Origin of the sequence: Kibdelosporangium philippinense, assembly GCF_021390435.2 — a bacterium.
Classification (GTDB): domain Bacteria; phylum Actinomycetota; class Actinomycetes; order Mycobacteriales; family Pseudonocardiaceae; genus Kibdelosporangium; species Kibdelosporangium philippinense.
This window is the reverse complement of record NZ_JAJVCN010000002.1, coordinates 2,406,991-2,431,828: the sequence shown is the minus strand read 5'-3', so window position 1 is coordinate 2,431,828 and position 24,838 is coordinate 2,406,991. Positions and strand designations below refer to the sequence as shown.

The following is a 24,838-nucleotide window of genomic DNA, read 5'->3' as shown; positions in this document are numbered from 1 at the left end:
GCCTCGCACGCTTGTCGTGCACTGGGCGATCGCCGATCGGTAAGAAAGGCGAGGAAATGGGTGGCTTTGCATTCGTAGCGCAGGGTCAGGCGACGGTATCCGGTCAACCAGGCCATCGTGCGTTCATTGACGCATGCCGCCGAGGGACTGATCACGATATGATCTATAATGTGAGGTTCCTCAGCCCGGAAGCTGCAGCTCCCGGATGCGGACACCGGAGCGACTGAATTCGAAGAGGGTGGGCGTGCGGTACATCGGGTTGAAGTTCGCCATCTGTCTTGTGCTGATCACTGCGGCATTGCTGGGGTTCTTGGCCGCCGAAGATTCGGACAAGCATCCGGGCTGGCAGGGCAGTTCAGGTCTGGAGGTCATCGACAACCGGAGCGGTGTCTCATGGGAGCAGGTGGCGGCGACTCTCATCGCGGTCGCTGATCGACATCGCGTTGGCATCATCCGTGTTGACGAAGACTTTCATGATGGAAACCACCGCCGAAACGTCTATGTTACGTCTGGCGAACCGGGATCGGATCATGTCACCTGGGCGCGTGATCTGCTGCGCCCGTTCGGTCGGTCACCAACATTGGAGTTGACCGTCAGATCCTTCGAGCCAGGCATTGTGCTCGACCCTCGGGCCACCTACCGGGTGTTCGGACCACCGGATGCGGCACTGGATCTGACGATGCGGTTCGAAAAGCTGGGTCTGTTTGGCGCGCAGACTTCCTCGCTCGCGTTCAAACAGATATTTGCGAGCTATGTGCTGAGGTCGGCGGGACTGATCGTCGCTTTGTTGGTTGGATTGGTCACCTTGACCGTCGGATCGGTGTTGCTCAGTGCCCGGCGGTACGCCGTGTGGCGCCTCCATGGCGCAACGGTGGCTCAGCTCATGGGTCGGGACGCGCGTGCTCTGGGCCCGTTTTTCGCGACGACCCTCCTGTTTTTCGGGATGGCGATCTCAGTCTTCCTACTGTGGTACAACGGATGGAATCAATTCTCTATATTCGCCCGTTTCGTCGGAACTGCGGCGGCGCTGATGGTAATTATCATGATGTTGTCGTACGTCCTCGCGGTGCTCGCGGTATCCGCAACTTCGGTATTGGATGCACTCAAGGGGAGGGTACGATCGGGTCCGGCGATGACCCTATTGTACCCGTTGAGAATAGTAGCCGTTCTAATGGTCGTGCCCGCAGCGGTTGGAGTCGCTGGCGACTACGCGGGTCTGACGAATCGATATTCTGCTCTTCCCTACGCTGATCGCGCGGGTGAATCGGTCAACATTACTCTACCCGGCTACCGCACTCCGGACGAGAGTGATCGGGATTTCGAGGAAGTCGGCGCGTGGATACGGCAACTCGACGCCCGCGGACGAGTCATCGTCATGAAACGGGATCTTCTGCAAGACTACCTCCCGGCCCTGGAACCCTCGGGTGAGACGGAGGTGTTGTGGGTGAACGACACATTTCTTGCGGGGCAGCCAGTTCTGGATACCGCAGGCTCCCGTGTCGGTCCCGCTCCGGAGAATACGGTTCGCGTGATTATTCCCGAGCATCTCAATCAGCACTCAGACGCCATCTCCGACAATGTACTCAGGAGCTTCGGTCCTGCGGCGTTACCGCCAGAGGTGGCAGCGCCGCGCACGCAGCGGTTAGTAGCAGCAAACGGGCAGACAATTTTTACGTACGCGGTCAACAGTCAGAGTATCGACAGCAACGGATCTCCGATGAACCGACCGATGGTTCACGACCCGGTGATCGTGGCACTTCCCAACGGCGCACCGTTGGTGAACAATACTCGCCTCGCTTCGTGGGCAAGCTACTATGGCGTCGTTCTTTCGCCAGAAGATGTCACCTCTTCGCTAGGACGAAACCTTCCCGTCGGCCGCATTTCGGCGATGCTTCCAGTTGCAGGGCTGCTCGCCGACAACCTTTTAATGGAGTTCCGTCGCTTGATCTCCGATGCTTTAATGCTGGGGCTGACGATTGCGGTACTGGCTTTGGCTACCGTCTCCACCGGACTGCTGTACGGACGGAAACACGCTCGTGCAATCTACGCCGGACACGTTGCTGGGCGCAGTTTCTGGCGCATACACCGACGAGCGCTACTGTTTGAAAGCATCGTTCCTGCGGCAGTCCTGGCCTGGATATGCGTGAGCAACTGGCAGCGTGCGCAAGAGGTCGCCGTCTACATCAGCCGAGGCATTCCTGCGCCGCCGACCGTGTCAGCTCCCGACTGGTCGCGGTTGATGCCCGCAATGACGGCATCGGCAGTTGCGATGCTCCTCTTCACCGCGCTTTTGTTTGCTGTACACCGCCGCATCACTTCTGCTGCGGGAAGCGACGCGTGATCATGATCTGTCCGACAACCATCGAGATATTTGTAAGGTGTGGGCCGTTGTGAAGGATCGGTTGATGATTCGCGTCGACGGACTGGGCAAGTCCTTCGGTCGGCGGACCCTGTGGTCCGGACTGGAAATTACTGTCGATGGCGGACAAGTGGCGGTGATCACCGGCTTGAGCGGATCGGGAAAGACGACGCTGCTCAACTGTCTCAGCTTGCTCGATCGTCCGACCGAAGGCAGTATCACATACGGCCGGACTGAGGTCACCGCACTGAGCCGGAGTGCCGGTCGCCGCTATCGGCGTGACAACATCGGTTACCTATTCCAGGATCTTGCGTTGATCGAAGACGCGACAGTTGCGGAAAACCTGCGCCTGGCTCGCACGACCCGTCGTGATCACGCAATTCGCCAGCAGGAGGCTCTCGATCGCGTCGACTTGGGAGGCACTGAGAAGGAGAAAGTCTTTCGGCTCAGTGGGGGCGAGCAGCAGCGCGTCGCTCTGGCGCAACTGCTGATAAAGAGTCCACCAATACTTCTCCTTGACGAACCAACATCTGCTCTGGACAACGTCAACTCCGGCTTGGTCGTCGATATCATGAGCGAGTTGGCAACCGCTGGCACTGCAGTTATTGTTGCCACTCACAACGAGCAAATTCGTGAGTGTGCCGATATTGAATGCGAGCTTGTTCTGCAAAAAAATTGACGCCGCATTCAGCACTTAGGAGTCGGCTGATGCGCAAGAGCGGGCTGCGCGGCCTGCCGCGCGCCCCGGCCCACGAACCCAGGCCCGCATCATGAAGGTGGTGGATTCGGCATGGCCACCTGTGGGCGGACACCACGACCATCGACAGCCCCCGGCCCGTCGGGTTGGCAGCGGACCATTCCGGATCCTCAGGCGAGCACCTGACCGACCCACAGGGCGTGTTCGCGCACGCGTCCGTGCGTATCGACGACGTCACGGCCGGTCCGGTCCTCGCCGATCTCCGGCAGCAAGCCGACGCTACCCAGGCTCCCGAAGCAAAGTTCATGCAGCTACATCGGTCGAGGTGCCGAACTCGACCACCGGAGACCAATATTTTCAGCCGTGTTCAGGCCACCGCGGGATCGAACCGCTGCACTTCCCTTGTCGTGTCGGTTGATGGCGGATCGTTCGCAGCTTTCGTATGAAACTCGGCTCGGATGAGCTTCACAAGTCGACGTGCCTGGGTTGCGCCTATACGCAAGTGGACTCGCAAAGTGTCGGCGGAAATCGGCTTCTGGTGAACCGTGCGATGTGTCGTGTCCGCGTGTCGTGCTTGTACCAGAAGTGCTTCAGGGGAACGCTTCCGCCTTGTAGGTTGAGCGGTTGCCCGGACGATGGCCCCGGCACGGCTGATGGGACAGTCCGACTCTGTATACGCTGCTCTGTGCGCATTTGGCACCTCGTTGCCAACATGGTGATTGACGGTCAAAGAGGTGCTTGCGCTGATCGCTTGCAGGAATCCAGGGCCTACCTCGGCCCACCCGATCAAGAGGAGTGGGCCAACAGCGTCGAACGCTGCTTTTCCGTACTCACCTGCAACTAGTGCTCCGTGCGGAGCTCGCGTGTACACAAGAGTGCATAATATCTCGGTCACCCGTGCCGTGCGGTAACGTGCACAACGCGAGCAGCAGCTCGGGAGACTGTTCTTGAGTCCAATTAGCGGCTCGATCGGGCGCGAGCCTGTTGCCACATCCGCCAGTGGGGACGGTTGCCTCACCCACCAACAAACTGGGGTGATGTAGCTGAGGAGAATGCCACACGGAGACTCGTCTCTACGTTGCATGGGGAAGCAGTCTCCGTGCCGGTGACGGCACAATCCCAGCCAGCTGTGTATAGAGGTATCCGCCATCGCGCTGCAGTCAGGCGGGCTGGGAAGCGTCCAACCTGCCAGCTGCAATCCCAAGATTAGATCCGCTGGCCCATCCGGTCGAACGGTTGCTAACCCAGTTAGCTCGCTTTATGTCATGTATCGATGTTCTACATACGAAACTAGGCCGATGGTGACAAAGCGGGCGGGAACCTAGTTACGGATCGTCACATGCGCCTAGCAACGGATAACCTGTTCGGCCGCTGTGGTCACATCCTGTGATCGTTAAGGTGGTTATCGGCTGGAACTGACTGATAAAAGGTCCCGCCAAATTTTGTCGCTTTTTTGCGCCTATATAACGGGGGGTAGAAACGAATGGGTCATACTGATGCGCGTTGGATCCTGGCGTTCGACGGAACATGTGGACAGTGTAGGAATGTATCCGAAATTGTTCACAAAGCGGGCGGAGGGCGAATTGAGGTCCTCCCCCTCGGGGACGGCGAAGTCGAGGCATGGCGCCGCGAAAGTCTGGGCGAGGATGCGCCCTGGGCTCCTACTCTTCTTTGTGTGAGTAGCCGCACCGTTCGGGCATGGATCGGAAAAACGCTCGCAATCCCCTTGGTGCGACGGTTGGGCATAGTTGCATCATGGCGCGTCCTGAACGCCTTGGGGCAACTTCGAACTGAAGCTACTGTCAGCGACGGTGCCCAGGTAAGCCGGGCCAAGTTCTTCCGGTTTGCAGCTGGCGCAGTAGTGGCGGGAGGCTTGCTCACGGGCGGGGCCTTGCCTGCCGCCGCAGCCGGGGTAAGCGCCCGTAAATGGATCCAGGAAAACCTGGAAGTACTGCCACAGACCTTGGCAGAATTCGCGGAGTATCCACTCTCCTATCGGCGCGCGATATTTGAGGCGCTTTCAGTGGAGAAGCGAAGCAGTTTCTGGGTTGAGTATCTCACGCAAATCAAATCAGTTGGCCTGAATCGTTCCAAGGCGGAGATTGATGTCCTTAACGAAGCCATCGCCGTCGCTTCCGATGTGTCCACGTTCCAAATCCCGACAAGCGAAGCTGTGACAAAAAGGATTGCTGCGCTTGAGGGTCGTTCACTATCCGTGTTTGGTAAAGCCGAGACGGACACGATCTTAAGAACTCTCGGAGGCGCAGAGAACGTGAGCACGCTGCAACTTCCACTCGCCTCAGACTGTAAATGTAACATTGGCGACGATTGGTGTAGCGGTTGTCCGGGGCAGAGGTGTGTAGGTGCAAACTGTAATGAGTCGGCTCTCGGTTGTGGGTCGCTGGGTGTGAAGCGGTGTACTGGCCTGTGCTGGCCACGCTGCTAGAACTCCCTGGAAGGGGCAGTGGGAGTTAGGTAATCCGCACTCGACCTCCACTGCCCCTTCCAGTCCGACGGTCTTGCGCGCAGAACAGGCGTCTGTTGGCGATGGCAGACTAGGCCGCGGGTGCGCTGACCGTGTCGCTTGACGGCAGCAGCCTCGACATTCCCGCGATGGGCGGTCGAATCAGCTGAAGCTGAAAACCGGCCCCTGGGTTGCCAGGGGCCGGTTTCCTTGTTTCCTGGTGCTCAGCCCGCCTGGCGGTCCGAGTCTTGACGCCGCCAGCGTTCAGCGAACGTTACCCCGAGGAACACGATCAGCCCGCCGGCGAGCCCGGGGCCGACCCAGCCGCCAACCACAAAGGTGAGCGTCGACACCGCAGCCACGCAGGCGGCGAGGATCAGCAGACGTACGGGTGTCATCCGCGGGATTCGCTTGAAACCCATCATGCTCCTTCATCCAACTTCAGATTACCGCTGCCACCAGAGCCAGCGTTTCCAGCTCCTGCTGTGCGCGTTCCAGCGATTGCCACGGTAGAACCAAGGCTTGCGGTACTTGATCTTGCCGTTCACCCGCAGCCCGTGTTGGGTGGGTTTGGCCTGGTTCGCCCCGATCCTAGCCCGTGCTATGCCAATGCCGGGGGTCGCGGCGCCGAGCAGCGTCGTGCGAATGGCATCGCGCCACCTCCAGTTCGATGTCCCGGCATTCTGTGCCGAGTAACCGGCGAACGCAGCCACACCGCCGACGATCACCCCACAGACGATGCTGACACCGCAGGCGGCCGCGCCTACCAGCCCTCCGACGACAGCGCCGACGGTCGCGATTGTCCGCCAGTTGTTCCTTGTCCAGTTCCAGGCGGGCTGGACAACAGTGCGGTTGACCCAGCTCGCTGCCCTGGATGTTTGACGCTGAACCCAGCTGCAGAGGCCCCACAAGCATCGACCGTCGAGGTCGGTGTTGTTGATCGGGTCCGCACTGGTGTAGTCGTAGTCGTTAGCTGACCCGCCTTCAACCGGGTCCATGGACAGGAACCGGCCGAGTATCGGACTGTACGGCCGCGCACCCATCTGAACCATTGCCAACGATCCCGCATGTTCGTACGGGCGCTGGTGCTGGCCGAGCCAGCCGTTGTCAAACTGGCCAGGCTGGTTGTCCGGCACCGCATCGGGGTCCACCGAACCGTTGGCACGCAACGGTTCACCGAACGGTGTGTAGGTGCGTAGTTCGCCCACCTGTTTGCCTGCGCCGTCCGTGGTCAGGCAGATGTCGCCGCGCACTGTCGGGTGGTCCCAGCTAGTCTGGCCTCCGTTGACGTTGTACAACACCCCGCCGGGCAATGAGATGCTGCGACTGAGCAATCGCTTGTCTGGTCCCAGCACTAGGTCCGCGGAGTCATTGTCGCTTGTGGACGCGTAGAGCACGTCGGTGGTCGTGTCACCCTCTGCCGCTATCCGGCGCACGATCCGGCCTGTGACATCCCTGGTGTAGCTGATGTATGCCGGGTCGGAGCCGGTGACACGAACGAAGGTGTTTCGGTCCATGCCATCCCAGCCCAGCGTGGTGACCGCGCCGCCGGAGGAGAACTCCGTGGTGTTGCCGCGCGTGTCGTACTTGAAGCCGGTCACCGCGTTGGCGCCGAGGGTCGTGAGCAGACGGTCCGCGCTGTCGTAGCAATAGCCGGTTTCCGCTGTGCCGCTCGCGGTCTGATCGAGCAACCGGATCCGGTTGGTGTTGCTGCCCGCGTTGGACGCTGTGCCGGTCGGGCACGCGGCCGGGGATGTGGAGGTGAAGTCGTAGGTGTAGTGGTGTCCTGCCACCCACGCTTCGGTCAGCCTGCCGATTGCGTCGTAGACATAGTTCGGTGCATTGGGCCGCGCGTCGATTCCGCCGAGTTGCTCGTCGACGATCGTGCCGGTCCTCGTTCGGCCGACCGCCGAGACGATTTCCTTGCCGTCACTGGTCTTCCATTTCAGTGACGTGGTCCGGCCAGCCGCGTCCTTGCCGACGCCGGCCAGTGAGGTGCCGTTGGCATACGTCACCGTGGCCAGGTCGCCTGCGGCGTCGTAGGTCACGGTGGCGAGCACCGTGTTGCCGAGCTTGGTGGTCAGCAACCGCCCCGCATCGTCGTACGTCGGCGTCATGATCTGCGGCGCATCGCTCGAATTCGGCGGAATGACCTTCTCAGACGTTGCTCGGCCCGCTTGGTCGTAGGTTGTCTCCGTGCGGGTGCCGTGCACATCGGTGTAGGCGATGGCGCGACCGGCCAGGTCGATGGTCGTCGTTACCGTGCCGATGTTGTCCGTTGTGGACGTGGTGAGCGGGTCGCCGCCGACCGCGTAGTCATAGCGGATCTTGCGCTCCGCTGACGTAGCGCTGGCGGGTGCGGTCTGTTCAAGCACCCGGTCACGGACGTCGTAGGTCGTGCACGACCACGCTCCCGACGTGGACTTGGCGATGAGCCTGCCTGAGGAGTCGTAGACCTGCTCGTCGATTCTGGCGGGACCGGACGCGGGCGCGGCCGTGGTGGTCAGCTTGGCCATGCCGCCCTGGTTGATCGCGGGGCTGCCGACGACGCAGGGGTTCGTTCTGGTCTCGGTGTCCCCGTAGAAGGCGTACGTGGTCCGCGCTCCGTTGGGCATGGACTTGCTTGTGGTGCGAAGGTATCCGGTCCCGAGTGGTTCGTAGGCGGAACTGCCGCCGACCCGCAGCCCTCCCGGGTCGCTGACGCTGCTAGTGGCCAGTCCGAATGCCGGGTCAAGTCCTTCGTTGTACTTGGTCGACGTGACCTGGTTCGGCAGCCCGTCAGACTCGGGGACCACGGACGACGTGGAGAGCCCGTACGCCGGTCGCAGTTGGCTGCCTGGCACGACTTCCTGAGTGCCGCCTGGGGTGGTCCAGTGCAGTTCCAGTTGTGCGGCGACAAGGAAATCGTAGTACTCAACCCGGATCTTCTTGATCGACCTGATCACTTCGCTGCGTACGGTGCCCTGTCGCCACACGGGCGAGGTGTTGCGCCAGTCGTCGATGACGAGCTGGTCGTCGATCCACACCCGTACACCATCGTCGGCTAGGACCCGCAACGTGTAATCGCCTGTTTGAGGGAAGACGATCTCGCCGGTCGCCCGCAGGGAGAAGTTGTCCGCGGGGATGTCGGCGGTCGGCGCGGCTTCGTTCCAGTTCTTGGCCAGCCTGCCATCCGCCTCACCGATACCTGTGCTGAACACCTTGGGCGCGCCGGAGAGCGTCGGGTTGTTGTAGTAGGACACCGACAAGCCGTTGAGGCCTTCGTCGTACTTCGTCTGTGACGTCGGCACAGTCGCCGCGCACGCGGCCGTGGGTACCTGGCCGTTGAAGCACGACGCCGGTGCTGGACCGTATTCCTCGATTTCCCGTCCGGCGTGGTCGTAGACCGAGGTCGAGACCCGTCCGGCCGCGTCGGTGGACGTCAGCTTCTGGTCCTTGGCATTCCATGTCTGACTGGTGGTCTTGCCGGCTGCGTCGGTAGTCGCCAGCAACCGGTCTGTGTCGTCGTATGTCACCTTCGTGCTGAACCCGATCGCCGGGGACAGCCCAGCGACGTCCACGAATGTCTGCCGGTTGGCCGGGTCGTATCGATAGGTCCGCGATGATCGCGGTTTGCCGATCGCCGGGATGGACGTCATCGACGTGGTGACCTTCGGTTTGGGACCGGTGGTGTCGTAGAGGACAGCGCTGGTCACCTCACCCTCATACGGCCGTCGCGTGGCGGGATCGGCGGCGAGCCAGTCGTTGGCCCGCGCATCCCTCGTCGCTTCGATCAGACCCTTGTCGTTATAGCCGATGTCGGTGATCTCCGAGCCCGGGTCCTCGATTCGGGTGACGCGCCCATTGGCGTACCACAGCCGGGTTTCGGTGCCGTCCCAGTAGGTGACGCGGCAGAGCATCTGTGACGGCGCGAGCGGTTGCGCTCCTGGTGGTGGCGTGGCACCGCCGTAGCAGTCGTCGTTGGCGCGGTTGTAATGCAGGACATGTGACCGACCGGACACCGGATCTTTGATCTCCCGCAGCCGAGACGGCGCTCCATCGTAGATGTTGCGCAAGGTCGCGGGCTTACGCGAATCCGCAACACTGGTCTGCGATTCCAGCTTGCCGTCAGCGCGGAAAACGAACACTTCCGAGCCGTCGGTCAGCGTAACCCTGCCACCGGAGTCGAGACTGAGTACACCGAGCTCGCCGCCCGGCGGGGTGTAGCCGCCAGTGCTCTTCTTGGTCCACGTGTGCTTGGCCCCACTGGTATCGGTCAGCACGATGTTCTGGTCGGTGACCTTGGCCTCGGTGTACGAGCTACCGTCACCGTCCAAGTCGGACGACATCGTCCAGCCCTGCGGCAACGTCGGCAGATCCGCCGAATACAACCAATCCGCCGGGACGATCTGAGCCGGCACTGAGCCATCTGAGGTCCGTACGAACAATCGCATCTGCGCGTTGAGCGTCTTGTCCGCCAGTTCGACCTTGATGGGCACCCGCTGGCCGGCGGTGAGGTTCACCGCGGTGGACTCGGTCCAGTTGACATCACTGGGATTGCCGACGTCGTAGACCTTGGCACCGTTGACCCAGACCACCGCGCCATCGTCGTGCACACCAGCGAACTGGTAGCTGCCTGTCGACGGAGCCTGGAAGAAGCCTTCCCAGCGAACGACGAACCAGTCCGGCGCCAGCGCTGGCGCGAATGGTGAATCGACGACCCAGTTGACGTTCACCTGTGGTTCAGTGCGGACCAACACCGGTTGCTGAGCATCGTTGATGATCCCGTTGTGCGAAAGGTCGACGAAGTAGGACGTCTTGAGTCCCTTGGGGTCCGTCTGCTGTGAGTTGTAGGTGAACGTCAGCCCCGCGTCGCCTGCCACTGTGTTGAACGTTGGTGACGAGAACTGAGTCGTCATGTTGCCGTTGGCGAGGTTGATCGCGAATGGCCCCATGGTGTCCGAGGGCGCCGGACCGCGGTCACCAATGCGCTGGTCGACTTTGAAATGCCCAATCCACGGTGGCGTGGTCGTCGTGATGCCGCTGTATGTTATGGCTTGCCAGGTGTACGCGACACCGTCCTGCAGTACACCTGCCGGGACCGTCCACGTCGGAGTGGACAGACAACCCGACTCGACCACGACACCGGATTTCGCGTCCGGGCCGGTCGCGACGCGGAAGCAGTAGGTCACCGGGTCGCCGTCCGGGTCGGAAACTGGGTTCACCGCGAGCGTCGGGGGCATTGACGTGATGACGCTGTTGTCCGCCGGACCCGACATCACCGCTGCTGGTGGTGCGGAGCCGGTGTCCACGCTCAGCGTTGCGTTGAGGTTCTTGTAGGTCCATGTGCCCGGCACCTCGCTGCCGACCAGCATGAAGAACGATGCTTGCCGGGTGTCCACGACATGCCGGAGGAAACCGGTCAAATCCGATGAGGAGAAGCTACCGACGTCACCAACCAGGGCACCAGCCAATCGCGCGCCCAAGCCGTTGATGTTCAACGCGGACGCGTGATACAGCGTGGTATCCCAGGTTTTGAGCGACCCGACAACGCTTGTGTTCCGTGTGACGTCCATGCGGGCGCCGACCACGGTTTTGCCGTACAGCGATGCGTAGTCGAACCGCAGCGCGGTCCGGTTGTAGGAGTCGCCTGAGCTTTGGCTGTTACCGATACGCAAACCACAGTTGTCGCAGGTGTAGCCGTCGGAACGGTAGGTCTGCGACGACAAAACGCCGAAGGAGAATGTGGGGTCGACTCGAACCGGGTACGCGCGTTTGGGGTCGCGCAGCCAGGCCTCGTCCACCGACACTGTCAGCGTCCACTGTGCACCGTCTCGCTCCAGGCCGTAGCGGCCGCCGGTCATCGCGGGCGGACGGTCGGCATTGCCGGTGGAGTCCCATGTCTCGATCGGCGGCATGACCAGCTTGACAGTTCCGGCTTCGTCGGTCAGCTTGACGGTGCCGTCCGTGCCGAGACTCGGCGTCAATCCTTCGGTGGCGAGCCGGAACCGCCAGGAAGATTTTCCTTGCTGGGGCGGCTTTTTCAGGACGATGGTCTCTTTGACCGAGCCTGGCGTGATCTCGTAGTCAAGGTCGGTGTCGGGCAAGACGTTCTCGTAGACCGCTTTGCTGCCGTCCACTTTCGCCGGACTCGGCGCCGCCTGGTGCAGGCCGAGGGACGCCCGTTTTCCGTCCACCGCAATGGACACGACCGCTGGATCGCTTGCTTTCTCCGCCACCGTCGGAGACATACCCTGCGCCTTAGCCGAAATTCGGCCTGCGGCAGGCGTTAGAGTGGTGTCCACTGGACGCCAGTCACCCTTGCCGTCCGGCACGTTCAACGGAACCGACGACTGCTTGATCGTCCGTGTCCCATCAGGATTCTGGTATTCCTCAGTGAACATTGACCGCGATACAAGCTTCGACCGTTGCGGGTCAAAGCGGCTGGCCTGCTCACCGGACCTTGTGGACAGAGGAGTGAAATCCGCCTTGGGATTGACCGCGGAAGTTGACGGTGCCTGTGGTGCGCTGGGTAACGTCGGCAGCTCGCGCGGATCGATGCGCTTGACCGGGTTCACCGCGGGTGCGGCGGCCATGCTGGGCGCTTCCGTCACGGTCAAACCAAGGACAACAACTAAGGATGTGGCCACGGCTCGCGCAGTGCGCATGCCAAATGGCCGGACCACTCTGTGGCCCGTCATAGACAACCCCCTATGGGTTACAACTGTGCGCGTCCCCCCGTAGGACAGCGCAACCCGAACTTAGCGAACACAGCGTGACACGACTGTCACCAACTGCGAAAGCGGTCATTCGGAGTAGCCGCAGGGCAAAAACCGACACCAGTAGACATTCCCACCGCGGCATGTTTTTCAGCACGCAACAGTGTGCAAAGTGGTTAGTCAACCCTCCATCAGTCGCAAGTCAGTTCGCCGCGCAGCGTTGGCCACATGATGCCGAGAGGCAACTCAGTGCCCTCGGCAGTCCATATAGGACTGCTGTAGTCGACTGGACAGATGGGCTCCTTTGACGGGCACGAGCACTGAGCGAACACGGTTCGACGATCTTGCTGAAGGAGATCGTTCGTCGATGGACGCAACGTCCACCCAGCCCCGTTTTGACGTACGACTACGAGAAGAAGCGGAACGGAAGCGCAATCAGGAGGCGAAAAAGGCTGCGGTGGACGCAGCGGGTAGCGATTCCGGCACCGACCTGAGTCAGGACACGATGGAGCGTTCCGGGCGGCCTGCCGTACGGAGACCACAGACATTGAAGCGTGTGTCGCGCAGTACGAGAAGGCGCACAACGACGCCAAGAGCGGCTTGATCGACTTCATCATCCAGAACGGCGGGCAGATCCTGCTCGACGAGATCGGCTACACGGACGCCAGGAAGGTTCTCTGGGTTGGTGGTGAGCGGGCCAGGGTCGCTCGCGATACCGCAGAGGAACCCGGGCTTGCTGCCGGGCCAGATTCGGCAGGGTGACCAGGTGCTCCAGGAAGTGTCGGCGCCAGTGGGCGCGCCGCCGGGTGTGCGAGCAGGGCTTGATGTTTGGCGTAGCGTCGGCAGCGCGCTGGTGAGGACCGACGTATCGCCTGGCTTGATTGCGTCATCGCCTCACGATGCACGCGACCGGCCCGTCACCCACATCGGTGACATTGTCCTATGTCCCGTTCGGATCGTTTGCTTACTGATGTATCTCACGTGAGATGAGGTTTGGCGGACCGTGCCGACTCGTCTGCGGCGCACGGTGTCTTGTGTAGACAGTCTGAGTGCTGGCCTGCGATGCGGCCTGATGAATTGGCGCCAGTCCGTTTGGACGGTCATGACAGTGCCCTGTGCAGGGGCGTAGGTCGATACGTGAAAGGACAGCACGATGGACAAGCGGGGAAGGGTGTATAAGCGGTGTGGTTGTCGAGTGGACGGACGTCGGCTCCTTGGACGGTGCCCACGGTTGGGCGAGCGTGGGCATGGGTCGTGGTACTTCTCGCTGGAGTTGCCGGTTGGTCGCGACGGTGGCCGTCAGCGGGTGCGGCGTGGTGGGTTCCGTACTCGTGCTGCGGCTGAGCAGGCAAGGGACTATCTGCTGGGTGCGGATGTGGATCCGGACCTCAGCATGGTGACAGTGGGACAGTGGTTGGATCTCTGGTTCGAAACGCGCCAGGCGCTGGCTGTGTCCACTCGCCGTCTGTATACCCAGCACATCCGGGACTACCTCAAGCCATATCTGGGTGGGATTCCGCTGAAGGATCTGACCGTGGGCAAGATCCAGGCCATGTTCGTATCGCTCATGCGCGTACCGACGGTACGCGGGAAACCGTTGTCGCCCGGGACGTTGCAGCGGATTCGAGGTGTGCTGCGGGCTGCGCTGAACGGTGCGATCCGGCGTGGTTTGATCGAGCGGAATCCGGCTCGTTGGGTGGAGTTGCCATCTGGGCGTCGGCCGAAGGCGGTGGTGTGGACCGAGCCGCGGGTCGCGCATTGGCAGGCCACTGGAGAACGACCCTCGGTGGCGGTGTGGACGGTCGCGCAAACTGCGGCGTTCTTGGCGCACGTCCGCGGCCATCATCTGTATCCGTTGTACTTGTTGGTCGCGTTGCTGGGTCTGCGGCGCGGTGAGGTAGCGGGGTTGCGGTGGTGCGATATTGATCTGGATGCCCGGGTGTTGATGGTGTCGCACCAGGTTCAGGACCACAACGGCAAGACCGTGATCTGTCCGCCCAAGACGAGGTCGAGCGTGCGTGTCGTCGCGTTGGATCATGGACTGGTGGGCGTGTTGCGGCGTCTGCGTGACGCGCAGCAGCGTACGCGACACCTCGATCATGCGCCCACGGGATTCTTGTTTGTCAACAAGCGTGGCGATCCGTTGAGTCCTGGTTATCTGACGCACGCGTTTCGGAGGTTGGCGGCCCAGGCTGGGCTTCCGCCCATCAGGTTGCACGATCTGCGGCATGGTGCGGCGAGTCTGTCGCTGGCGGCGGGCAACGATCTGAAGACGGTGCAGGACATGCTGGGGCACGCCAGCATCGTGCTCACCGCGGACACGTACACCAGTGTGTTGCCCTGCCTGGCGCACAAAGCGGCTGAAGCGACCGCGGATCTGGTACTGCGCGCGGCGCAACGGACTGCGCGCAAGCTGCGGGGCCGGCCCCGAGGCGTTCGCCGACGCTCCCGGGCAGGAGCCGCGCCGATGGTCACGCAGCCGCGGACACGGGTGCGTGTGAAGGTGGCGTAGCGAGCAGATCGACCAGAAAGATCAACTCATCGATGTGAGGTGTTGCCACCACAACCGAAGAAGGCGTCCGGCTGAGCGAAGTTCGGCCCACCGGGCGAGGAGGGTCCGCGGGTGAGAGGGCGACGGCGGACAGGGTTTGCTGTTCCCAGACTCGGCTAGCAGGCTGTCGGTGTGCGGCCGGTGGTCTGTGAGGTCGCGGGTAGGCCGTTGACAGCCAGCTCGGGGTGCTGGGCGTGCGAGTTCGTCGACATAGTGTGGGCTTCTGAACGCGTTCAGCGAACAGCGGCACAGTGCGATGTGCTGTAGGACGCGGAATGTGGTTGTCGCAGGCCAGCCCGGTGTCTCGGCGTGTGAATCAAGTGTATTTGAGGGCGTACAGGCGGCCAACCTTGGCCACCACCGGCCCCACCAAAGACCAGCGGCGACCAACATGATCCTTAACTGATAAAGGATGCGCTGGTCGCCGCCGACTTTCTCGGGTGCGCCGCCAGGGACTCGAACCCCGAACCCGCTGGTTAAGAGGGTCGACGAACCTCACGACGGCCGACACCACATCGGCGAACTCTGGTGGCAGGTTGCGCCGTCTTCGCCCAGTTTGATGCGGAAGGCGCGGAAGACCGCCTGACGTTGTTCATACAGGTCGCCGATGACCTGGGACAGCGGTGTGAGGGAGACGTTGCGGTGTACCGCTGTTTGCCTGCATCGTGCTAAAGGACAGAGTGTGCCTCAACGGTGCTCGCTGAGCGCCAGCGTTTTGCCGCCGAGTAGTCACTCACACGCGTCCTATAGTGCTGACGCGTTGCCGCGAGACGAAAGGGGCATCCATCCGGCTCTGTTGCGCAACCGGCCAATCAGGGTAAGCAAACAACGGAGGTTGCCGGGTACATTCTGGTCATGGCTGGGGTGAACGGTGCCTTGTCGTCGGGTCTGCCCGATGACGTCCGGCAACTGCTGGCCGTACCGCCGGTCACCGAGAAGAAGTTGCTCGAATTGGGTGTCGCGTGGCCAGGCCTGTCGCCCAGTCAGGCTCGGATGGCTGACGCACTGCGGCTGTTTGTCATGACGTGGGATCCGCTTGAATGGCGCCCACGGCGCCCCGATGGGCTCGCTACTGCCAACGCGGTGCCGTCCGATCTCGAACTCGTGGTTTACGCCCCCGTTTGGTCGCTGGTCGAGGTGGCAGGAGAGCGGGAGGTAACAATGGCGGATGTGCTGGGCTCGATGGCAGGCTCCGCGGTGGTGACCGCTGCCGCGCATGAGCAGTCCGTAATCTCAGGCGAGTACCCCGACCTCGTGACCCGGCAAGCGATACCGGACTTGCTCTCCGATCTCGCGGCCGGCTTCGCGCTCGGTCCGGTCGCTGTGCGACTCGTGTCAGCCGGGTGGGAGGACATCGGGCTCGGTGCCATCACCGACGTCGTTCAGCACGCTTTCGGCGCGGTTGACCTTGACCGCTCGCTGGTTGAGCTCGCAGTTGCCGCAGAATTACGACTCGGCTGCCCGGCATGTGCTGGCCGTCGGTTCCATTTCCCGGCTGAACTGGCCGAGGCCCAAGACGGGATGTGTCCGGCCCACCAGCGTGAGGCGGCGAGAGTGATCAGCACACGCCTCGCCCGGGCGAATGCCAGCAACCCGGATGGATGGGGAGCACTCGCCGATGCGTCCCGGCGGCTCGAGCAGCCGCATCTGCCCAACGGGTTGGCCACCAAGCTCGCCGGTGCTGACGAAGCCATGTATGTCGTTACCGAGCCAGGGGAGCTGGCAATCCGTGCCGAGCATGTCGTCAGGGCGGCTGGTTGGTTTCCCGGCCGCCCCGACGAGTTGGCCGTCGCACTCGGGCAGGAGCCCGGGCCGATGGCTCAGCTTCCCGACTGGCTGGTCAACCTCGTCCTCGACCTGGGCCGCGCCGGCCTGGGCATTGAGGCCGCCATGGTGGGCGACGCGCTCGCTCGGGTCGATCCGGACGACACGGCCTTCTATCACGGAATGGCCGCGGTCGCGTTGGCCGAAGCAGGCCTCGCCGAGGAGGCGCGGGCCCGGATCGAGGCGGGCCTGGCTCGTTGGCCTGACGATTTCTGGATCCGGATGCATGCCGGGGACGCGCTGGCCGCGCTCGGCGATCTCGACGGGGCGGAGGCGCATTTCAGCACCGCCCTGGGCATGGCCGAACAAGCTGACGATGTCGACACCCGGTACGACGCCCTCCAGCGGCTCACGCGGATCGGTCGGCGCACGTCGCAGGACGAGCGCTGCCAGCGCGGAGGTCAGCGCCGTCAGCCCCGACGCAAGCTCAGCAAGTCTCAGCGCAAACGCAAGCGGTAGGTGGCTGAACCCTCCGGGCGTTTCAGGCAGCGGCATGGCAGAGACTATGCGGCCATGAGGCTTTCCCCGATGGTGACCACGCGAGAGCGGCTGGCGCATGCCAGCCTGATCACGAGGCTGGTGTCGGAGGTGCGGGAGCGTGGCTAAGTCGGAGCTGGAGAGCGTGCCCGTCCTGGTGCGGCCGGTGGTCGAGGAGATCACCGCGATCACGAACGAGTTCTGCTCTGAGCATCTTGACGAGGAGTACGCCCAGCTGAGCCGCCGGTTGACAGCCAAGCTGGCCCGCAAACGGCCCTCGCCACTGGTGCGGGGTGATCGGCGGATCTGGGCGGCTGGCATCGTGTATGCGATCGGGCGGGTGAACTTCCTGTCCGATCCGAGTCAGCGTCCGCACCTGCGTACCGATGAGATGGCTGGCCTGCTGGGCGTCAAGCCGCACACGATGGCCAACAAGGGGCGGCTGGTCATGGACACGCTCGGGATCTCGGTGATGGATCCCGAGTGGACCCGGCAGGACATGATCGAGAAGAACCCGCTTGTGTGGTTGGTCGAGTTCAATGGTCTGGTGGTGGACGTGCGCATGCTGCCGGAAGAGTTTCAGGTCGAAGCCTGGCGGCGTGGGCTGATCCCATTCGTGCCGGGTCGGGCCGGCGATGAGGATCCGGCGGGTCGGTCATGACTGAACCGATGACGCTCGCGGTGTTTGCGCACGACCTGCGCAGGCGTCTGGAGGCGCTTTCTGTTGACCAGGTGCGCGACATCGTGCTCGCGTACGGACAGGGTCTGCCCGGCCAGGGTCGCGCGGCGTTCCTGGATCTGTTTCCTGCGACGGCCGTGGCGGCGTCCCAGGCCCGGGCGGGGGAACGCCGTGACGACGGACTGTTGTCCGATATCGAGTCGTTCGCCAGCGATCTGGCAGCTGGCAAGTACTTTCTCGGTTTCGGTTGGGATGACGAGATCCGCGACAAGCGCTCGTTCGGCGACGAGTCATGGGTTCAGGTGATGGACGCCCTTTTTGCCCGGGCGGACGCGGTCTTCCTCGGCGGGAACATGTCGCGGGCACGCGACGCATATGCCGCCCTGGTCCAAGCGTTCCATCTGGACGAGGAAGTGGGAACATTCTGCGGACGGCAGTCGCCGGAGGAGATGGTCGACACCGATCTGCGGGAAGCGAGCGCGCGCTATCTGCGCACGATATGGCACACGTCCGAGGCCGAGGACATGCCGGCCGATCTGCGTGATGCCTGGACCGATGACCTGCCGCACACATGCCGTCCGGTGAGCATCGATGAGGTACGGCAGGCGCACGCCGAGGACCTGCCGGGGCTGGACGCTTTCTGGCCCCGGTGGATCGACGAACTGCGGTGGGTTGAGGGTGACCCGCTGATGCGAGGTCTGCTGACCGAGGCCGTCCAGCGCTCCGCCGGGGTGGACGGCCTGGCCGTGTTGGCACGCGAGCGTGGCGATCGCCAGGCTGAGCACTGCCTCGCCTGGATCGACGCGCTCGCTGCCGAGGGCCGCGACGCCGACGCGGTGGCGGCCGCGCGGGAGAGCTTGACGATGGTGGCCGACTCCGGCCCTGGCCGGGCACGGATCGCCGATCGTCTGGCTGATCTCGGCGACTTGCTGGATGCACGGCGGGAAGCGTGGCGCGCCGAGCCCACCGATCTGCGGCTGCGTGCACTGTATGAGGCGGCGTCGGATCCGACTGCGGTCCTGGCCGCGGAAGCGGCACGGGAACACGACAGAGTGGACGGTCGTCTGAGGGCAGAGCTTCTGTTGCTCACCGACGACGTCGACCAAGCGGTGCGCCTGTTGGATAGCGACGCCTACGATCACGTCTTACCGGTGCTTTTGCCGTACCTGCTGGCTGCCGGGTCGGGAGCGGTGTCTCAGCAGGACTGGACCGGATCGGCATTGTCGGTGTTCTTCGACGGCATGGACCGCAGGTGGGGTGCGCCTCCCCAGACACCGCCAGCCCGCCTGCCCGACCTGCTGTTGCGGCGTCTGGCCGACCTTCCGCCATGCCATCGGTGGCTGGAGATCGCCGGAGCAGAGGTCGAGCGCATGATCAGCCGGATCGTGTCCAGCAAGCAGCAGGCCCGCTACGGCGAGGCCGCCACGCTGGCGGTGTGCCACGCGGAAGCGTCAGCCTGGAGCGGCGGTGACGGAGTAGTGCTGCTGGAATCGGTGTTCTACGCCTACCCGCGGCATCGAGCGTTCAAAGACCAGCTCCGCAAGGCCCTGGCCCGCTCGGCGAAGATGACCGCCGCCACCGGAGGAGTCCTGTGAAGGATCTCGACGACCTGATCGCCGAGATCGTCGTGGACCGCCACGACGAAGACGAGTGCATGATGGGATGACCTTCTGCACAGTGCTCGGGGACGAGATTCCAGTGCCCTTCGAAACGGTCTTTCTCGGCATACCCGTCGACGTGATCGCCATCGGGGCCGGCCGGGCACCCGGCGTGGTGGCCACCTGCCGCCGCGGCAAAGAGACCGCCGAGATCGACCTGACATCGCTGACGTTCCCGGACGGTACCGTCGCAGCGTGGCTGCGAGCGGCCTATCTCCGGTACTTGGGCCGTGACCCCGGGCAGCCGGGCCGACCACCCGGGTGGTGCCTGCGATCCTGGGACCAGGTGTGATCCAGTCTATGTGACCATGGGCACCGTCACGCTGAGTTGGATCGATGTCCGGAATGGGCCGTGCGTGATGACGATCTTGTCGGGAAGTGTTGGCCATGGTCGGCCGCTGGCCAGCCACGCGTGGATGGCAGATCCGGCGAGGGCGACGTCGCCGGGTCCGTCGACCACCTCCGCTGTTGCGGTGTCGCCGTTGCGGTGTCGGAGTACACCAGTTCGTTCGCTGTTAGCCACCACGGCGAGTCGGCATGCAGGGTAGTTGGCCATGATCTCGGCGAGAGCTTGATCGGCGTGCATGTCGTTGGGTGGGTTCTGGTGGGTCAGGATGGCAGCGTGGGTGAGAAGGTCTCGCTGCGGATGATCGCTGCGCACGACCAAGTGGATGTCCGCAGCTTCGTGGAGTGCTGAGTGATGCGACGTTACGTCGGCTGGCCACCTCGTCACGTGAACTGAGGCGTCGCTGGAGAGTTCAGCTGACACCAGGGCCGCGCAGGCGATGCCGTCCTCGATGGTGAGTTCGCTGGGGTCGAAGGGGCGTACGACGGCAGCTCGATCCGGTTCGGGTAAGTCCATCAGTTGGTAGAAGACCTGCCGGAGGGTCCGCGCTGACTCGTCGGGGATCGAGCTGGTCAGCTCGCGGACGGTGTGGAATTGATCCGGTTCGTAGTCGCCAATGGCCCTGTGCAGTTGTTCATGGAGCGATTGGCGGAAATCCACGTGCGGGGCGGACTTGCCGAGGGCCTCGATGACGGAGCCGGGTGCAACATCGTGGTCGGGGAACGTGGCCAGCAGTGTGGGGCGCCCGATGGCCGCAGAATATCCAGTTACCGCGCCATGGTCACCGAGTACGACATCTGCCGCGACAATGGTGTGCTGCCAGCCCACCGCAGGCGGCACCAGGCGCAAGCCGGCGCGCAAATATTCGCTCAACCAATGACGAATCTGTAAGGGTCCGTGAGCGAACCAGGTATTCGGGTGCAGGATCGCCGCTACCAGATGCTCATCTATGCTCAGTTCAGCCAGCAGGTCACCTATGAGATCGAGATGACGACCGAGTAACGAGTTCGATCCCCAGGTCGACGATACGGCCACCACTGTGGTGTCGGAGTGCGCCCCCAAGACTGCACGGTAACGCGCTCGGTGAGCGATGCTGGCACGCATCCGATCGAAACACGGATCGCCGCCGACGACCGCGACCGACAAGGCATCCGGCGTCAGCTCCGCAAGTCGACCGTATTGCTCGTCGTGAGATAGCACGACTGCACTGGGAATCACAACTCCATCGCGCACGAGCCACTGCTGGGACAGCCCGTACACGGACCGGGTTTCCGGGTTTCCGGGTTTCCGGGTTTCCGGGTTTCCGGGTTTCCGGGTTTCCGGGTTTCCGGGTTTCCGGGTTTCCGGGTTTCCGGGTTTCCGGGTTTCCGGGTTTCCGGGTTGAATATTTAGTATACCCAATCCCGTGTGACAGGACAACCAATGGCGCGTTGATGTCGTGCAGGTCGCCGCTATGGTGGGCTGACAATGCAAGGCCGAACTCGGTGTGAATGGCCTGTTCCCAGGGGATTCTCACTGCGCCGTGTTGTTGCAGTAGGTGCCCGACGTTGCCCTGTATGGCAGACGCATTCGGAGTGGTGAAAATCAGTTGAATCCTGCGGTCGGCTTCGAAGACGTCGAGTATGTCGGCGAATCGGTTCCAAGCGGTCACGGAATGCACGACAATTAGCACCTGGCGCTGAACGGACACCGTGGTCCAGCGGGCGCCATGCGGGCTGGCCGGCACACGCACCCACGAGGAAGTGTTCACGGTGCTCGCTCCTGTGGGGAATCGGATCACCCGCTACGTTACCGGCGTCATCAGGGCACGACACGAGGAGCGGTGCGCAATGACCACATCGGTGTGGGTCACCATCATGGTTGGCGTCCTGAGCGCCGTCCTGAGCTCGACGACGACGCTGGCTGGGCAGTGGATGGCCATCGTCCGCCAGGTCAAGCTCGCCCACGTTGAACGCGACGCACGCCGCGACGAGCGGGGCGAACAGCGGCGCGAGGACGATCGGAAGCGTCGCGAGGAGTGCTACGCGACGTTTCTCGTCGCCGCTCGAACGCTGCGCGACGCATCCGTCCGAGCATCCGCCACCTCCGCGGACATTGGGTCTCTGGTCGCTGCGCTACGTGAGGCGGCGTCGATCATCGAGTTGCGTGCGCCGAAGGTCGCTGACGAAAGTCTCCCTGCGGTCATGGAGCGCGCCGAGCGACTGACGACAGTACGGCTCAATGGTGCGGCTAGCCAGGTGGTCATGGACGCTGTCGACAGTTTCGATCAGAGGGTCGTCACCGTCCGGCAGGCGATGCGTGCTGATATCGCCTCGGTTGACTCATGAGTAGTCGCCTGCGTAGCTGGAATCCGCGCACCTAGTCGTTGTGATCGGCGTTGAGCAGCGGTGCAAGTTTCGTACGGATCCGGTCGGCCTGCGGTGAACCGATCTTGTCGAGGATGTCGAGCGAGGTACGGAACGCGTCGGTGGCACGGTGGATGTCCTCGGCTGCCAGTGCCGCGTCGCCGACCATCTCCATGACCAACGCGTACTCGCGCCCGGCAGAGTTCCTGCCAAGGAGGTCCGCAGCGCGCTCAAAGCGCACCAGCGCCTTCGCGGCCTGTCCGCCGCCGATGTGCGCCTGGCCCCAGGTGACCAGACACTTGGCCTGGTTGTCCAGCTCCGCGGTCCCATCGAAGTACGCAAAAGCAGGCTCGATCTCCGAGACGGCGCGGGACCAGTCCTCAAACACCACGAAGAACCGTGCGCGTTGCAGCCGAAGCGTCGCGAACGCCCGTTTCTTCTGATCCGGATCGACCTGGTCATCGGGACGCTCCAGCACCGCCCAGGACTGGTCGTAATAGTCCAACGCGACAGGGTCGCGTTCGGCAGCGGTGACCTTACCCAGCCATTCCAGGGCGCTCTGCTCGCCGATCACGGCCATCGGAAAGAGCGGATCACGCGGCCCCAGTTGCAGTTGTGCTGCCCGCGCGGCCTGCAACGACTCCTCGAAGTCCCGGCGAGCTGCCTGATAATTCCCCACCTCCAGGTGGCCGGCGCCGCGCTGATTGCTGAGCTGCATGATGGCCAACTGGTCGCTCAACGTCCGAGCGGAGTCCAGACCGTCGTTGTGCACGTTGATCCACACATCCACCAACTTGTTCAGGTGGACATACTTGAACAGCGCCACACAAAGCTGCGTCGCTTCCTCGTGCAGCCCTGCCAGCTTTGCCGCGCGCACACAGGCCGCCACGTTCAACCATTCCCGCTCAAACCAGGCCAACGCCTCTTCCCGGCCGACGGACACTCCGATCTCGGTGACCAGGTTTCGCAACCAGACGAACACGGGCCCCACCCGCCACCGGCCGGACAACGCCAGGTCATTCAATGCTGTCTGCTCCAGAAAGGCGGTACAAACCCGAAGAACCACCTCTGCCGTGTCGATCCCCGTGCCCCGTTTGACGCGGGCCTCGGCATCCGCGCGCACGATCGAGTAGAACGCGTATCGCAACCTCTGGGGAGCATCGGAGTTGCGGACCAATAGGTTGATCTCGACTAGGTCGTCCAGCATCCGACCCGCCTCGTCGACGTCGACGCCCAGCGCCACGGCAGCCGTTTCAATGCTGAAGTCTGATCCGGGGATCAGCGACAAGATCGGATAGCGGGCCGACAGCTCGGGAGACAGGCGGGCGACCGCAAGGTCCAACCACTTGGGCATCCGTTGCTCCTCGTCAAGGCGGAACAGGTAACTCAGCGAACTCCGCAGGTCAGTCACCAGCCGGTCAGCCACGTGCGGACGCCCCACGACGTGTCCCGCCATCAGCACGAGCACGAGCGGGATACCACCTCCGAAGGAGGCCAACTCCGCCACAACTGCGGTATCAATCTTGTCGGCGGTGCCGCCCAGCTTGTCGCGAAACAACTCCTCCGACTCGGCAGCCAGAAGCCGCTCCAGTCGAATCTCCTCGAAGTCGGATCGGAGCAACGATTGCATTCGCACTCGCGTGGTCACCAAGACCACCACCTCGGGCGCGTTCGACGGCACGAGCAACTCCACCGGTTGCGTGTCCGTCACGTCGTCGAGGACGACCATGAACCGTTGGGTCCTCGCAACCCGTTGGTACTCCTCCAACAAGTCGGGCAGCGATGATTCCTGATCAGCGGCAGCGACACCAAGCCGCCGCAAGATGAACCGCACCATTTCCCCAATAGGCATCGGCTCGCCGTCGGCATGCCGCGCGGACACCCAGATGAGCTGGCCGAAGAAGTCCGGATCGTCCTCGTGGACCCGAAAAGCCAGCGCCGATGCGCCAAGTCCCTGAATACCGTGCACGAAGATCGGGCTCGCCTGCCCACCACTGCGGCTGCGAATGACTGCAGTGCGAATACCGCTGCGGACATCCACCCGGCCCACGAACCGGCGCGCACGTATCGGACCAAACGACAGACTCACCACCCCACCCCACCCGAGCGAGCCGACACGATGATCGCCAGCCTAGCGCAGCGACATCGCAAGCCGTCACTGTCCGACAACAGCTAGCTAACCCAGGCCCCTGGCTCCTTGGGCCGAGGGTGCCTTGGGCGCCGACAGTCGCGGAGCGAGAATCGGGCCGCTTGGGCTGTGCCTGGTCGACGTGCGTCTCCGGGATGAGAGTCCTGACATGGTTGTCGATGTTCGCCCGACGGTGATGATCGGTTGCGCTCGCGTAGACGACGGCGGCCGCGATGTCCTCTGCCTGAAGTGTGCGCATCGAGTCGGCCAGGTGCCGGCGCGGCAGGGCGGCGTGGGTGAGGTACATCGCGCCGAGGAGGTTCGTGTCCACCGTCCTGCGCCATTGCGAGGTGTCGGCGCCCGCGATGGGCCCGTTCAGCATCACCCCGGCGCTGTTGGCGAGGACGTCGAGACCGCCGAACCGTTCGACCGTGGCGGCGACCGCGTCACGGACGGAGGTCTCGTCCGTGACGTGGAGGTCCAGCGTCAGGATCTCGCCGGGAGCCTCTTTGGCGAGCAGGGTGAGCCGGTCGGAGGGAATCGAACCTGTGTCGGTCGGTCCTTTGCCACCGTCCACACCAGCGCGAATGAGTCCGGGGCCATCGTCCGCGC

At 63.2% G+C, this 24,838-nt stretch carries 14 protein-coding genes and 1 pseudogene; 10 read left to right on the top strand and 5 right to left on the bottom strand.

What is annotated here, in order from left to right:
* Window positions 1-244: 244 nt before the first annotated feature.
* From LWC34_RS30115 to LWC34_RS58955, 3 genes are all read left to right on the top strand, one after another.
* Complete coding sequence (locus tag LWC34_RS30115; RefSeq protein ID WP_233728454.1) at window positions 245-2,341, top strand: bacteriocin-associated integral membrane family protein; 2,097 nt, start codon at window positions 245-247, stop codon at window positions 2,339-2,341.
* A gap of 64 nt (window positions 2,342-2,405) precedes the next feature.
* Window positions 2,406-3,038: an ABC transporter ATP-binding protein gene (locus LWC34_RS30110; protein WP_233728453.1), complete on the top strand. Its 633-nt coding sequence runs from the start codon at window positions 2,406-2,408 to the stop codon at window positions 3,036-3,038.
* A 1,501-nt stretch (window positions 3,039-4,539) separates the two neighbouring features.
* Window positions 4,540-5,502, top strand: a complete 963-nt coding sequence (locus LWC34_RS58955; RefSeq protein ID WP_372496645.1) for a bacteriocin fulvocin C-related protein — start codon at window positions 4,540-4,542, stop codon at window positions 5,500-5,502.
* Between the two features lie 242 nt (window positions 5,503-5,744).
* Here LWC34_RS58955 and LWC34_RS30105 read toward each other — a convergent pair whose 3' ends face one another.
* Window positions 5,745-5,942 (bottom strand): hypothetical protein, encoded by a 198-nt coding sequence (locus LWC34_RS30105; protein ID WP_233728452.1) that lies wholly within the window; start codon window positions 5,940-5,942, stop codon window positions 5,745-5,747.
* A 24-nt stretch (window positions 5,943-5,966) separates the two neighbouring features.
* Entirely contained in the window at window positions 5,967-12,113 is a 6,147-nt protein-coding gene (locus LWC34_RS30100) for a PA14 domain-containing protein (RefSeq protein WP_233728451.1), read from the bottom strand.
* 705 nt (window positions 12,114-12,818) lie between these two features.
* Here LWC34_RS30100 and LWC34_RS30095 point away from each other — a divergent pair.
* From LWC34_RS30095 to LWC34_RS30070, 6 genes are all read left to right on the top strand, one after another.
* Window positions 12,819-12,980, top strand: a complete 162-nt coding sequence (locus LWC34_RS30095) for a hypothetical protein (protein ID WP_233728450.1) — start codon at window positions 12,819-12,821, stop codon at window positions 12,978-12,980.
* A 469-nt stretch (window positions 12,981-13,449) separates the two neighbouring features.
* On the top strand, window positions 13,450-14,730 hold the full coding sequence (locus LWC34_RS30090; RefSeq protein WP_233728449.1) for a tyrosine-type recombinase/integrase: 1,281 nt from the start codon (window positions 13,450-13,452) through the stop codon (window positions 14,728-14,730).
* An 894-nt stretch (window positions 14,731-15,624) separates the two neighbouring features.
* Window positions 15,625-17,052: a tetratricopeptide repeat protein gene (locus tag LWC34_RS30085; RefSeq protein ID WP_233728448.1), complete on the top strand. Its 1,428-nt coding sequence runs from the start codon at window positions 15,625-15,627 to the stop codon at window positions 17,050-17,052.
* A 139-nt stretch (window positions 17,053-17,191) separates the two neighbouring features.
* On the top strand, window positions 17,192-17,731 hold the full coding sequence (locus LWC34_RS30080; RefSeq protein WP_233728447.1) for a DUF6398 domain-containing protein: 540 nt from the start codon (window positions 17,192-17,194) through the stop codon (window positions 17,729-17,731).
* Window positions 17,728-19,344 carry a hypothetical protein gene (locus LWC34_RS30075; protein WP_233728446.1) on the top strand — a complete coding sequence of 539 codons (1,617 nt, stop codon included), beginning with the start codon at window positions 17,728-17,730 and terminating at the stop codon, window positions 19,342-19,344. Before LWC34_RS30080 ends, LWC34_RS30075 begins: the two co-directional genes overlap by 4 nt.
* Window positions 19,345-19,447: 103 nt before the next feature.
* Window positions 19,448-19,699 (top strand): hypothetical protein, encoded by a 252-nt coding sequence (locus tag LWC34_RS30070; RefSeq protein ID WP_233728445.1) that lies wholly within the window; start codon window positions 19,448-19,450, stop codon window positions 19,697-19,699.
* A 6-nt stretch (window positions 19,700-19,705) separates the two neighbouring features.
* On the opposite strand, the gene LWC34_RS30065 is transcribed toward LWC34_RS30070, so the two are convergent.
* Window positions 19,706-20,626, bottom strand: coding sequence for a hypothetical protein (locus LWC34_RS30065; RefSeq protein WP_233728444.1), 921 nt, complete (start codon window positions 20,624-20,626; stop codon window positions 19,706-19,708).
* Between the two features lie 956 nt (window positions 20,627-21,582).
* Here LWC34_RS30065 and LWC34_RS30060 point away from each other — a divergent pair.
* Window positions 21,583-22,080 (top strand): hypothetical protein, encoded by a 498-nt coding sequence (locus LWC34_RS30060; RefSeq protein WP_233728443.1) that lies wholly within the window; start codon window positions 21,583-21,585, stop codon window positions 22,078-22,080.
* 31 nt (window positions 22,081-22,111) lie between these two features.
* Here LWC34_RS30060 and LWC34_RS30055 read toward each other — a convergent pair whose 3' ends face one another.
* On the bottom strand, window positions 22,112-24,187 hold the full coding sequence (locus tag LWC34_RS30055; RefSeq protein WP_233728442.1) for an NB-ARC domain-containing protein: 2,076 nt from the start codon (window positions 24,185-24,187) through the stop codon (window positions 22,112-22,114).
* Between the two features lie 310 nt (window positions 24,188-24,497).
* A pseudogene (locus LWC34_RS30050) lies at window positions 24,498-24,803 on the bottom strand (SDR family oxidoreductase); the annotation flags it as partial.
* Between the last annotated feature and the right edge of the window lie 35 nt (window positions 24,804-24,838).

What these genes read in the sequence shown, in the direction of transcription:
- LWC34_RS30110 (WP_233728453.1), top strand. Translation starts at nt 2,406, where the DNA reads ATGATTCGCGTCGACGGACTGGGCAAGTCCTTCGGTCGGCGGACCCTG.
- LWC34_RS58955 (WP_372496645.1), top strand. Translation starts at nt 4,540, where the DNA reads ATGGGTCATACTGATGCGCGTTGGATCCTGGCGTTCGACGGAACATGT.
- LWC34_RS30105 (WP_233728452.1), bottom strand. Translation starts at nt 5,942, where the DNA reads ATGGGTTTCAAGCGAATCCCGCGGATGACACCCGTACGTCTGCTGATC.
- LWC34_RS30060 (WP_233728443.1), top strand. Translation starts at nt 21,583, where the DNA reads ATGACCACATCGGTGTGGGTCACCATCATGGTTGGCGTCCTGAGCGCC.
- LWC34_RS30085 (WP_233728448.1), top strand. Translation starts at nt 15,625, where the DNA reads ATGGCTGGGGTGAACGGTGCCTTGTCGTCGGGTCTGCCCGATGACGTC.
- LWC34_RS30075 (WP_233728446.1), top strand. Translation starts at nt 17,728, where the DNA reads ATGACTGAACCGATGACGCTCGCGGTGTTTGCGCACGACCTGCGCAGG.